The sequence below is a fragment of the Polaromonas sp. genome, from assembly GCF_031411155.1.
GTDB lineage: Bacteria > Pseudomonadota > Gammaproteobacteria > Burkholderiales > Burkholderiaceae_C > Polaromonas.
On sequence record NZ_JANOAL010000184.1, the window covers coordinates 1 to 9,833 of the forward strand.

Sequence of the window (9,833 nt, forward strand, 5' to 3'; positions counted from 1 at the left end):
ACGCTGGACCCGTTCCTGTTTTGCGTCTGGCACGACGACGCCTACCCGGCGGCCAATGCCGAGATGGGGCCGGCCGCCTCGCTGGCGGGGCGCGACATCGGCCAGGACTTCAGCCGCCAGGACGGCTGGAGCATGTACCACGGCAGCGCCGTGCCGGGCTTTCCGGGCCATCCGCACCGCGGCTTTGAAACCGTGACGATTGTGCGCAAGGGCCTGATCGACCATTCCGACTCGCTGGGCGCGGCGGCGCGCTTTGGCGGCGGCGATGTGCAATGGCTGACCGCCGGCAGCGGCGTGGTGCATGCCGAGATGTTTCCGCTGCTCGACCGCGCCGCGCCGAATCCGCTGGAGCTGTTCCAGATCTGGCTGAACCTGCCCGCGCGCAACAAGATGGTGGCGCCGCATTTCACAATGTTCTGGTCCGGGCAGATTCCGCGTCATCGGGCCACCGACGCGCAGGGCCGCACGACCGAGGTGGCGCTGATTGCCGGGCGGCTGACGCCGGCCGATGGCGCGGATGAAGCGCCGGCTCCGCTGGCGCCGCCGCCGGATTCGTGGGCGGCGCAGGCCGAAGCCGACGTGGCGATCTGGACGCTGCGCATGGCGCCGGGCGCGCGCTGGACGCTGCCGGCAGCCACTGGCGGCCAAGCGGCGGGGGGCACGCGGCGCATGCTGTATTTCTTCAAGGGCGAGTCGGTGCGCATTGCCGGGCAGGCCGTCAGCGGCCACGCGGCGGTCGAGCTGCGCGCCGATGCGGCGGTGGAGCTGGTCAATGGCGACGAAGTGAGCGAATTTTTGCTGCTGCAGGGCCGGCCGATTGGCGAGCCGGTGGTGCAGTACGGCCCGTTTGTGATGAACACCGAGGCCGAGATTGCGCAAACCCTGCAGGACTACCAGCGCACGCAGTTCGGCGGCTGGCCCTGGCCCAGCCAGGCGCCGGTGCATGGGCGTGACGCGACACGCTTTGCAAAACACCCGGACGGTCGCAAGGACGGGCCGGCGCGCTGATGTGGGCGCCTTCAATACTATTAAAAATATAGCTGCCAGCGCGCGTATTAGCTGGGCTGGCGGCCAGTTTGATGGTCAAAAGCAGCTACTCAGCCCGCGTTCGGGCTGAGCCTGTCCAAGCCTGGCCATCAGCGGCAGGCCCTTCGACAAGCTCAGGGCGAACGGCAGACACAACCGGCGGGCCGGCGCCGCGCTAAGGCAGGCCTTTTTCCACCATGTCGAGCAGGCGCTGCCCGACCGGCTCCATCTGCGGCCCGACCACGCTGGCCAGCGGCCCGTCCACCACCAGCACGGCCAGGCCATGCACCGCCGACCAGGCGAGCAGCTCCGCGCCGGGGCGGCGCTCGGGCGCCAGCACGCCGGCCGCGACCATCTGGTCGAGCGCGCTGCCCAGCAGTTCAAACGGGTTGAGCCCGCCCGGTCCCGCCGAGGGCAACTCGGGGGTGGCCTGAATCATCCGATCAGAGGCGGCAAAGGCGGTGCGAAACAGGCCGGTCTCGCGCTGGGCAAAGCGCAGGTAGCCGGTGCCCACCGCACGCAGACTGGCGCGCGCCCTGTCGGCCGGCGCCAGGCCGGGCGCCAGGCGGGCCAGTTCGGCCTCCATGGCGGTGGCCACGGCCGCCAGTGCGGCGGCGCGCACCGCCTGCAGCAGCGCCTGGCGGCTGGCAAAGTGGCGGTAGGCGGCATTGGGCGCCACGCCGGCGCGGCGCGTCGCTTCGCGCAGCACCACCGCATCGGGCCCCCCGCTGCGCGCCAACGCCATGCCGGCCTCCAGCAGCGCGCGCCGCAGGTCACCGTGGCGGTAGGTGCTGCGCGCGGCAAGGGGTGGGGGCGCGGTTGTCATGCCTGGTTACTTTTTTATGTGGACAGTGTCCATTATCTTTGATATTCTTTTGTGGACGGCGTACACAAAACATGTCGAAACCTGTTTGATGCCGTTTTGCCAGCCCTGTCATTAACATTTCTGCAAAGGAGCCATCGCCGTGGCTACACAGATCTTCGTCAACCTGCCCGTCAAGAGCCTCGACCGGGCCATGGGCTTTTTCACCGCGCTGGGCTACCAGTTCAACCGCCAGTTCACCGACAAGAACGCCGCCTGCATGATCGTGTCGCAAGACCACATTTACGTGATGTTGCTGGTCGAGCCCTTTTTCAAGACCTTCACGACCAAACCGGTGGCCGACGCGCGCCAGAGCACCGAGGTGCTGGTGTGCCTGTCCTGCGACTCGCGCGCGGCGGTTGACGAAATGGTGCGCAAGGCGGTGGCGGCCGGCGCCAGCACGCCGCGCCCGCCGCAGGACCACGGCTTCATGTACGGGCACGGCTACCAGGACCTGGACGGCCACCTCTGGGAGCTGGTCTACATGGACCCGAACGCCGTGCCGGGTCACACCTCAAACTGAAACCCCCAAGGAGTTAAGCCCATGCCAAGCGTTCAGAGAATCACGCCCTGCCTCTGGTTCGACCAGCAGGCCGAACAGGCCGCCACCTTCTACACCGGCGTCTTCAAAAACTCAAAGATCACCCACATCTCGCGCTACGGCGACGCCGGCCAGGAGGTGCACGGGCAAAAGCCCGGCAGCGTCATGCTGGTGGCCTTCGAACTCGACGGCCACAGCTTCACCGCGCTCAACGGCGGGCCGGTCTTCAAGTTCAACGAGGCGGTGTCGTTCCAGGTCAACTGCGACAGCCAGCAAGAGATCGACTATTACTGGGACCAGCTGTCGGCCGGCGGCCCGCCCGAGGCCCAGCAGTGCGGCTGGCTCAAGGACCGGTACGGCGCGTCCTGGCAGATCGTGCCGCGCGCCATGGGCGAACTGATGAGCAGCGCCGACCCGGCCAAGTCGAACCGCGTCATGAGCGCCATGCTGAAGATGAAGAAGATCGACCTGGCCGCGCTGCAGCGCGCGCTTGCCGGATAAGCCTCGCGAATCCCCCTCAACCTCAACCAACCACCCCAAGGAGAGCACCATGCAAGTTCAACCCTACCTGTTTTTTGAAGGTCGCTGCGAAGAGGCCCTCAAGTTTTACGGCGCCGCCGTGGGCGCCAAGGTCATCGACCTGATGCACTTCAAGGACAACCCCGACCCGCAGGCCGGCGCGGGCTGCGCCGACGGCTCGGCGCCGCCACCCGACAAGGTGATGCACGCCAGCTTCAGCATTGGCGACACCACCTTGATGGCCTCCGACGGCATGGCCAGCGGCAAGGCTGACTTCAAGGGCATGTCGCTGTCGATCACGGCCGCCAATGACGCCGAAGCCAAGCGCCTGTTCAACGCCCTCAGCGAGGGCGGCCAGGTGCAGATGCCGCTGACGAAAACCTTTTTTGCCTCGTCCTTCGGCATGGTGGCCGACCGCTTTGGCGTGTCGTGGATGGTGATTGCGCTGCCGTGACGGCGGGTGGCAGGTAACGGTCAGCGGGCAAGTGGCGTGGAATGGACGTGTATTGCTATTGTTTTTATAGCTGTAGGCGCCCGCCACACCTGGGCTGCAGCGTCATTTTGCCGTCAAAAAATCGCGGTTCTCAGCCGCAATGGCCCGAAAGCCTGCCGAGATGCGCGCGTCGGCCGCCGCTGCCGCCCAAAAGGCCAGCGCCAGCGCCCGTGCCTGTGGCCATTCAGGCAGCATCGCCGCCAGCGGCTGCGGACTGCGCGCGGCAAAGTCCCGCGCCACCAGCTCACCCGCCACCGGCGCATACAGCATGTCGTAGGTGGGCGAAAGCGTCCAGTCGTCATCCTGCAGTAGAAACGAGATGTTGCCGTAGTGTCGGTCGGTGTTGGCGATCAGCAGGCCGTAGGCCTCCAGCAAACGCAGGTGGTGTGCATCCGGCGCGGTGATCAGGCCGCGCGCCAGCATGCGATCTGCCGTGGCGGCCCAGTTGTCCATCTGGCCAACGTATTCGGCGTCATACACCAGCAGCGACACCATGCCGATACGACCCTGCACGGCGCCGTGTGCCGCGCGGTCAAAGCGTTCGGACTCCAGAAAAACGCGCCCCGCCCCGGTGAACAGCCGGGTGCGGGCGGCGGGCACGCCGGCATGGGCCAGCGTCTGCAGCGCCAGGTGTTCGCACACCAGCAGGTCGCGCGTGCGCTGGTCTGCCGGCGCGTCGCCGGCGGGTGAAAACTTGACGATGACGTGGCGGCCCGCCGTGAGGGTGCAAAACTTCGGTTGCTCGCCACCGGCCGACGAACCGGGCAGCGTGCCCTGCATGGCGGCTTCGGCCAGGCGCGGGTAGTCGGCTTCCGAATCGGCGCGCGAGGCCCGTGCGGGCAGCGAATGCCAGCGCGCAAACGCGGCCTCACCGACGATGAGGTTGCCCGGCAGGTCATCGCCAAACAGCGCCAGCGCGCGCAGCACGTCGTCGGCACTCCAGCGGCCAGGGTCGGTGCCCAGGTGCAGTTCCGGGTGCGCATGGGCAAAGGTGCGACCCATGAAGCCCTGGGGCCGCATGTCGTCCAGAAACCAGGGCAAGCCGTCGTAGCGCTTGCTCAGGCCGTCTTCTTCATCCACCCACATGGCGCCGCCTTCCAGCGGCACCAGGCGCGCAAACGGGCTGGGTTGGCCCTGCGCGTCCACGCGCATGATGGGTATGCTGCGGCCCACGCCAGCCACGGTGCGCGGCAGCAGATAGCGCTGCGATCGAGCCGCCCCGACCTTTTGCACCCGGCCCGACTGGATCAACGGCGCCAGCGCACGCGAAACCGTTGGCTGGCTCACGCCCAGCTGCGTCTGCAGTTCAGCGCCCGTGACCACGCCGCCACGCTGGCGCAAGACCAGCACCACTTTTTCAGCCAGGGGAGAAAGAGGCGTCATGAATGAATGAATGAATTATTGATTGAATAGATTAAATACGCATTTATTTTAGGTTAATCAATAACCTGCCATCAATCAAGAATAGATTATTTCAGCATCAGTTGGACGCTGATCAGAGTCTCGTCGAGCGCCGCAAAGCGCAGGTTGTGCCGCTCGGTCAGCGGCCCGCCGCCCGGAATCACGCGGCCCTCAGCGTCGTAGCCAATGGCCTTGAACTTCCACACGCCGCCTATCAGCTTGAGGTTGCCGACATGCTCGCCGTTTTCCAGATGGACGGCCACCACCTGCTCGTTCAGTTTTTTCAGCGTCAAGAAAGCCAAAACCGTCTGCCTTTTCGGTGCGTTCTGTTTGAAGTCCGCCGTCATCGCGCCTGCTGGTCCAGGTGCCGCAGCCAGGCATCGTAGCCGCCCTTGAGGGGGCGCACCGAGGTGTAACGCAATTTCATCAGGCTGAGCGCCGCGCGCACGGCGGTGGCGTCGTCGGGGCAGGCGCAAAGCGTGACGACGGGCCGGTCCCTGGGCCAATGGCTGACCGTGCGGGGCAAATCGTCCATGTGGGCCGGTGTCGCACCGGCGATGGGCCCGGTTTGGGCCAGCAGCGCGGCGCCGCGAAAGTCGAGCAGCAAAGGCGGCGTGTCCGATTCCAGTGCTGCCATCAGCTCCACCGGGGTGATGTAAGGCATGACGGCCAGCTGCTTGAAGCGATGCCGCTGCCACAGTTTCCACGCGAGCCCGGCACCGAGGCCGGCCGCGATCACGGCGATGGCGGTGCCTGCATGCCGGCTCATGACCGCCAGCACGGATTGAAGCTGGGCCCGCAACAACCATCCGCCGAGGAGGGCAGCGCCGGCCCAGAGCGCGGCGCCAAGACCGGCGGCGGCCATGAAGCCCGCCAGTGGCATGCGAAGCGAGCCGGCGATGGGCGGCGCCACCGTGGAGAAGCCGGGAACGAACTTGGCGATCACCAGCGACCAGGCGCCCCAGCGCATGAAACGCCCCTCGGTCTCCGAGACGCACGAGCCCGGATTGATGGACAGCCGGCACAAACCGGACAGCACGCGATAGCCAAACGCGCGCCCGGCCGAATACCAGAAACCGTCGGCGATCAGGGACGCCAGCACGGCGGCCATGAGCATTTGCGCCGCCGGCCCGAAAGCGCCTGCCAGGCTGCCCGCAATCAGCAGCGTGGGTACCGCCGGGATCGGCAGCCCCAATTGCTGCAGCAGCACATTGACGAACACGACCCAGACGGCGTCGCGCTGCAGGGCTTCGGTGAGGGGGGCAATGTCCATGGCCTTGCTTGCATTTTTCCTCGGAGAGGATGAGTGTAAGTTCTCGGCTCGTCTAGCAATAAAAAAGCGCCCGAAGGCGCTTTTTTATTGAAACAGGCAGCAATTACTTCGCCACCACCCGCACCATCTCCAGGCACTTGTTGGAGTAGCCCCATTCGTTGTCGTACCAGGCGACGATCTTGACGAAGGTGCCGTCGAGCGCGATGCTGGCGTCGGCGTCAAAGATCGAGGTGCGGGTGTCGCCGCGGAAGTCGGTGGCGACCACCTTGTCGTCGGTGTAGCCCAGCACGCCCTTGAGCGCGCCTTCGCTCTGTGCCTTCATCTCGGCGCAGATTTCCTTCAGCGTGGCTTCCTTGGTCAGCTCGCAGGTCAGGTCCACCACCGACACGTCGGAGGTCGGCACCCGGAACGACATGCCGGTGAGCTTTTTGTTGAGTTCGGGAATCACCACGCCGACCGCCTTGGCCGCGCCGGTGGATGAAGGAATGATGTTTTCCAGAATGCCGCGGCCGCCGCGCCAGTCCTTGTTGCTCGGGCCGTCCACGGTTTTTTGCGTGGCGGTGGCGGCGTGCACCGTCGTCATCAGGCCGCGCTTGATGCCCCACTTGTCGTTGAGCACCTTGGCCACCGGGGCCAGGCAGTTGGTGGTGCAGCTGGCGTTGGAAATGATGGCCTCGCCCTGGTAGCTCTTGTCATTCACGCCAAACACAAACATCGGCGTGTCGTCTTTCGACGGGGCCGAGATGATGACTTTTTTGGCGCCGGCGGCCAGGTGCTTTTCCGCGCCGGCCTTGTCCAGAAACAGGCCGGTGCATTCGAGCACGACCTCGGCGCCGATGTCGCCCCACTTGAGCGCCGCCGGGTCGCGTTCCTGCGTCAGGCGGATTTTCTTGCCGTTGACGGTGAGGGTGTTGCCTTCGACCGAAACCTCGCCCTGGAAGCGGCCATGCACCGAGTCGTACTGCAGCATATAGGCCAGGTACCCGGGCTCGAGCAAATCGTTGATGCCGACGATTTCGATATCGCCAAAGCTCTGCACGGCCGAGCGCAGCACATTGCGGCCGATGCGGCCAAAACCATTGATGCCTACCTTGATTGTCATGCTGTATCTCCAGAAAAGTTAATACGAAAACGTCAAAACCCAGATTGCCAAACCCAGCTTACTTCTTCAACACCTTGCGCACGGTGTCGGCCACGTTCTCTGGCGTGAAGCCAAAGTGCTTGAACAGCACCGGCGCCGGCGCCGATTCGCCGTAGCTGTCGATGCCGACCACGGCGGCGCAGCCGTATTTCCACCAGCCCTCGGTCACGCCCATCTCGACCGCGATGCGCGGAATGCCTGCCGGCAGCACTTCGCTCTTGTAGGCGGTTTTCTGCTTGTCGAAGGTGGTGTTGCTGGGCATGGAGACCACGCGCACCGCGATCTTGCGGGCGGCCAGCAGCTCTTGCGCCTTCAGCGCCAGCTGCACTTCGGAGCCGGTGGCAATGATGACGGCCTGGGCCTTTTTGTTCAGCCCCACTTCGGCCGGCTCGGCCAGCACGTAAGCGCCCTTGCTGATCTCGCCGAGGTCGTTTTTAGGTGCGTAAGGCAGGTTTTGCCGGCTCAGCAGCAAGGCCGTCGGCTTGTCTTTGTTTTGCAGCGCCACGGCCCAGGCCACGGCGGTTTCGGCCGTGTCGGCGGGGCGCCAGACGTCGAGGTTGGGAATCAAACGCAGGCTGGCGGCATGCTCGATCGACTGGTGCGTCGGGCCATCTTCGCCCAGGCCGATCGAGTCGTGCGTGAACACATGCACTACGCGCAGCTTCATCAGCGCGGCCATGCGGATGGCGTTGCGGCTGTAGTCGCTAAAGGTCAAAAAGGTGCCGCCGTAGGGAATGAAACCGCCATGCAGCGCCAGGCCGTTCATGATGGCGGCCATGCCGAATTCGCGCACGCCGTAGTTGATGTGGCGCCCGCCAATCTTGCTGCCGTTGGCCGCCACGGTCTGCACCACCACGCCGTCCAGGTCAAAACGCAGGGGGGGTGTGGACTTGGTATTGGTCAGGTTGGAGCCGGTCAGGTCGGCCGAGCCGCCCAGCATCTCGGGCAGGCCGGCGGTGAAGGCTTCGAGCGCAATCTGCGAGGCCTTGCGCGAGGCCACGGTTTCGGCCCGGGTGTGCGCACCGATGACCGTATCCACGGCCAGCTGCGCAAAGCGCTTGGGCAGTTCGCCCTTCATGCGGCGCGTCAATTCCGCGGCCAGTTCGGGGTGCGCGGCCTGGTAGGCGGCAAATTTCACGTCCCAGGCGGTCTCGGCGGCCAGGCCGGCGGCCTTGGCGTCCCAGGCCGCATAGCTTTCGGGCGGAATCTCGAACGGCGTGTGCGGCCAGTTCAGCTCGTCGCGCGTGAGCTGGATTTCCTCGGCGCCCAGCGGCTCGCCGTGGGCCTTGGCGGTGTTGGCGCGGTTCGGGCTGCCCTTGCCGATGTGGGTCTTGCAGACGATCAGCGTGGGCTTGTCGCTGCTCTGTTTCGCCTCGGCAATCGCGGCCGACACGGCATCGCTGTCGTGGCCGTCGAGCGGGCCGATCACGTTCCAGCCATAGGCGGCAAAGCGCAGCGGCGTGTTGTCGACAAACCAGGGCGCGACCTGGCCGTCGATCGAGATGCCGTTGTCGTCGTACAGCGCCACCAGCTTGCCCAGCTTCCAGGCGCCGGCCAGCGCGGCGGCCTCGTGGCTGATGCCTTCCATCAGGCAGCCGTCGCCCATGAAGACATAAGTGTGGTGGTCGACCACCGCATGGCCGTCGCGGTTGAACTCCTTGGCCAGCAGCTTTTCGGCCAGCGCCATGCCGACCGCGTTGGTCAGGCCCTGGCCCAGCGGGCCGGTGGTGGTTTCGACGCCGGGGGTGTAGCCGAGTTCGGGGTGGCCGGGGGTCTTGCTGTGCAGCTGACGAAAGTTTTTGAGTTCCTTCATCGGCAGCGCGTAGCCGGTCAGGTGCAGCAGCGCATACAGCAGCATGGAGGCGTGGCCGTTGGACAGCACGAAGCGGTCGCGGTCGAACCAGTGCGGATTCTGCGGGTTGTGCTTGAGGTGCTGGCCCCACAGGGCAACGGCCATGTCGGCCATGCCCATGGGGGCGCCGGGATGGCCTGAATTGGCTTGTTGAACGGCGTCCATTGCGAGTGCGCGTATCGCATTCGCCATCAGTGGGGTGTTGGCCATGTAGGCAGCTCCGGGAGGGGGAAAGAAAGGGGGAAGCGGGGGAAAACCCGGTATTTTACAGTTCGGCCACTGGCGCGGGCCGCGGGCCGTTTTGGCAGCCCGGTGCCGCGGCCCGCGCATGGTCTAAAGTCTGGGGCATGCAAGGACTTCACCTGACTGCCGATTTGCACCATTGCCGCTGCGACGCGGCCTGGCTGACCGACGCGGCGCAACTGGGCCCGTGGTGTGTGCAGGCGGTGCGGGCGGCCGGCCTGGAGCCGGTCAAGCAGCTGTTTCACGCCGCGCCCGCCACGGCGCACGGCCCCGGCGGCGTGTCGGCGACGGTGCTGCTGGCGGGCTCGCATGTTTGCGTGCACACCTGGCCGGCCGAAAAAGCGGTGACGCTGGATGTGTCGGTGTGCACCCTGGACGGCGACCAGCCGGCCCGGGCACGCGGCCTGATGCAGGCGCTGATCGAGCGCTTTGCACCCGAGTGGACCGAGCAGCGCTCGCTGGACCGGGGTGACAGCGAATGA

Annotated in this window: 11 protein-coding genes; 5 read left to right on the top strand and 6 right to left on the bottom strand. The window is 65.9% G+C overall.

All coding sequences use genetic code 11. The features are described from left to right. On the top strand, positions 1-1,008 hold a 1,008-nt coding region (locus RMO23_RS11675), incomplete at its 5' end, for a pirin family protein (RefSeq protein WP_309681643.1). A 193-nt stretch (positions 1,009-1,201) separates the two neighbouring features. On the opposite strand, the gene RMO23_RS11680 is transcribed toward RMO23_RS11675, so the two are convergent. Continuing rightward, positions 1,202-1,852, bottom strand: coding sequence for a TetR/AcrR family transcriptional regulator (locus tag RMO23_RS11680; protein ID WP_309681645.1), 651 nt, complete (start codon positions 1,850-1,852; stop codon positions 1,202-1,204). A 139-nt stretch (positions 1,853-1,991) separates the two neighbouring features. Between RMO23_RS11680 and RMO23_RS11685 the strand changes: the two genes are divergently transcribed. The 3 genes from RMO23_RS11685 to RMO23_RS11695 are packed head-to-tail and all read left to right on the top strand — an operon-like array spanning position 1,992 to position 3,402. Further along, on the top strand, positions 1,992-2,411 hold the full coding sequence (locus RMO23_RS11685) for a VOC family protein (RefSeq protein ID WP_309681647.1): 420 nt from the start codon (positions 1,992-1,994) through the stop codon (positions 2,409-2,411). A gap of 21 nt (positions 2,412-2,432) precedes the next feature. Continuing rightward, entirely contained in the window at positions 2,433-2,930 is a 498-nt protein-coding gene (locus tag RMO23_RS11690; protein WP_309681648.1) for a VOC family protein, read from the top strand. Positions 2,931-2,979: 49 nt separating this feature from the next. Further along, positions 2,980-3,402, top strand: coding sequence for a VOC family protein (locus RMO23_RS11695; protein WP_309681650.1), 423 nt, complete (start codon positions 2,980-2,982; stop codon positions 3,400-3,402). Between the two features lie 102 nt (positions 3,403-3,504). On the opposite strand, the gene yjjJ is transcribed toward RMO23_RS11695, so the two are convergent. The 5 genes from yjjJ to tkt form a co-directional block, all read right to left on the bottom strand. Then, positions 3,505-4,824, bottom strand: coding sequence for a type II toxin-antitoxin system HipA family toxin YjjJ (gene yjjJ / locus RMO23_RS11700; protein WP_309681652.1), 1,320 nt, complete (start codon positions 4,822-4,824; stop codon positions 3,505-3,507). Between the two features lie 86 nt (positions 4,825-4,910). Next, entirely contained in the window at positions 4,911-5,135 is a 225-nt protein-coding gene (locus RMO23_RS11705) for a hypothetical protein (protein ID WP_309681654.1), read from the bottom strand. 50 nt (positions 5,136-5,185) lie between these two features. Next, complete coding sequence (locus tag RMO23_RS11710) at positions 5,186-6,115, bottom strand: VTT domain-containing protein (protein ID WP_309681655.1); 930 nt, start codon at positions 6,113-6,115, stop codon at positions 5,186-5,188. Positions 6,116-6,218: 103 nt separating this feature from the next. Continuing rightward, entirely contained in the window at positions 6,219-7,217 is a 999-nt protein-coding gene (gene gap / locus RMO23_RS11715; RefSeq protein ID WP_309681657.1) for a type I glyceraldehyde-3-phosphate dehydrogenase, read from the bottom strand. A 58-nt stretch (positions 7,218-7,275) separates the two neighbouring features. Next, positions 7,276-9,318 (bottom strand): transketolase, encoded by a 2,043-nt coding sequence (gene tkt, locus RMO23_RS11720; RefSeq protein ID WP_309681659.1) that lies wholly within the window; start codon positions 9,316-9,318, stop codon positions 7,276-7,278. 137 nt (positions 9,319-9,455) lie between these two features. Here tkt and RMO23_RS11725 point away from each other — a divergent pair, with 137 nt between their 5' ends. Beyond that, positions 9,456-9,833, top strand: coding sequence for an S-adenosylmethionine decarboxylase (locus RMO23_RS11725; RefSeq protein ID WP_309681661.1), 378 nt, complete (start codon positions 9,456-9,458; stop codon positions 9,831-9,833).

Coding starts and splice junctions, on each gene's coding strand:
- RMO23_RS11725 (WP_309681661.1), top strand. CDS start 9,456: ATGCAAGGACTTCACCTGACTGCCGATTTGCACCATTGCCGCTGCGAC.
- RMO23_RS11690 (WP_309681648.1), top strand. CDS start 2,433: ATGCCAAGCGTTCAGAGAATCACGCCCTGCCTCTGGTTCGACCAGCAG.
- RMO23_RS11680 (WP_309681645.1), bottom strand. CDS start 1,852: ATGACAACCGCGCCCCCACCCCTTGCCGCGCGCAGCACCTACCGCCAC.
- tkt (WP_309681659.1), bottom strand. CDS start 9,318: ATGGCCAACACCCCACTGATGGCGAATGCGATACGCGCACTCGCAATG.
- yjjJ (WP_309681652.1), bottom strand. CDS start 4,824: ATGACGCCTCTTTCTCCCCTGGCTGAAAAAGTGGTGCTGGTCTTGCGC.
- gap (WP_309681657.1), bottom strand. CDS start 7,217: ATGACAATCAAGGTAGGCATCAATGGTTTTGGCCGCATCGGCCGCAAT.
- RMO23_RS11710 (WP_309681655.1), bottom strand. CDS start 6,115: ATGGACATTGCCCCCCTCACCGAAGCCCTGCAGCGCGACGCCGTCTGG.
- RMO23_RS11695 (WP_309681650.1), top strand. CDS start 2,980: ATGCAAGTTCAACCCTACCTGTTTTTTGAAGGTCGCTGCGAAGAGGCC.